At 43.4% G+C, this 1,546-nt stretch carries 2 protein-coding genes; both read right to left on the reverse strand.

What is annotated here, in order from left to right; translation table 11 throughout:
• Positions 1–717 (reverse strand): hypothetical protein (locus OB13_RS07205; protein WP_461489480.1); only part of this gene is annotated, 717 nt, incomplete at its 3' end.
• Positions 717–1,546, reverse strand: an 830-nt coding sequence (locus OB13_RS07210; protein WP_461489481.1) for a glycosyltransferase family protein, incomplete at its 5' end; no start/stop codon positions are given. The genes OB13_RS07205 and OB13_RS07210, both read right to left, overlap by 1 nt.

Consider the following 1,546-nt stretch of genomic DNA (forward strand, 5'->3'; position numbering starts at 1 on the left):
CAGAACAACGAGCACCATCCCAACAATAGATGCGCGGGTAAACGTAACGATATTCGCCAGGCTGATGATAAGGAGTATGAAGAGATAGCTACTTTTGCTATCGTACAAGTACTTGGCAAGATAGAAGGAAAATATTATCAGCGTAAAGCTTGCGTAAATAATTGTGTTGCCAAGCAATGCGGTCGGGCGGGCAATCGTGGTTCCGTAGAAACTAAATACCGTCTCTCCACGCAATACTAGCAACGACTCGGGCAGCCTGGCGGAAAACAAGTACTGGACGATGGAGAATACGACCAGTACAAGGCTTGTCTTAAGGAAGAATGCTACAACCCCCTCCACATCTTCCTCCTTTTTAAAGAAAAGCGGGATATAGATTAGGGGTATCATGTATACGATGTTGTTCCGTACTCCAAGGAGCCTTTCTGCTAACGGGGTAGCGTCCAGAAACAGTAGTTTCAGGAAGGTCAGAAAAACCAATATGCCCCATAGAACCAACATATTGAAGTAGAGTCGCTTCAACATCAATCCAGAATAATATCCGGCAATGAGCTTAAGCGCCAGGTGAAGGATAAGTAGGAGGATGAATGCGTCGATGAATACGGTGCCTAAGTTCGTCGACGAGAAAGACAGAAAGTTAGAAATGAAGCCATTGAACAATAGCGTGGCTATCATCAACTTTAGCAAGAGAGTGTAAAGCAGCGTCTTTGAGAGAGACATTAGGCAGTTGTGTTAAACATCAAAGATACTATCTTCAGCGCTCTCTTAAACTGTAATCTTTTTAATCGTAGAACAATAGACCCTGTCAGGAGGAGGTACAGGTTTGGCAACTTTCTAGGATAGTACTTTCTGACAAACAAGATTTTGCTTCTGATGCCATGGTAATCAGCCAATGCGCTTTTCTTACTCCCCTCTGAACTTGAACCTATTGTCTGCCCCTCTTTGTGGTATACCCTGCTAGTTGGGACATAACCGAGGTTATAGTTTTTCAGCTGCCCCCTTTTTGCCCAATCAAGCTCCTCGAAGTATAAGAAGTAATCTTCGTTAAGTAGCCCGACGTTCTCAATAAACTCTTTGCTCACGAACATGGAAGCCCCAATGACATAATCCTGTCTCGGGGTATTACTTAATGAGAGTGTGCTGTCCTTTTGGTTCTCTCCAATGTGAGAGGTCGTGAAGGTATTCAGGTTGAAAACACCTCCCAAAGCCTGGATTGTATCAGGATTATGGTAAAACAAAAGTTTCGAACCCCATATCCCAATCTGTAAGGCATTCGCTCTATCAAAGACAGCTCTGCTTACTAATTCAGATAAACTGTCTCCATCGACTATGGTATCGTTGTTGAGCAGCCACAGGAAATCAAAATCCTTCCAGAGCAAAGCAAGTTTAATGGCTATGTTGTTACCAGCTGCAAATCCAGCATTTCGATCCGATTTAAAGAATATTATTTCTGAGTCGCAGCCACACGTTTTGTTTATGTCCTTACTTTCCAGCAGGGTATACCCTGACGGATTCTGTTGATAATGCCTCTGTGCCCATTCTAGCATAT

Source organism: Pontibacter sp. HJ8 (assembly GCF_054824225.1).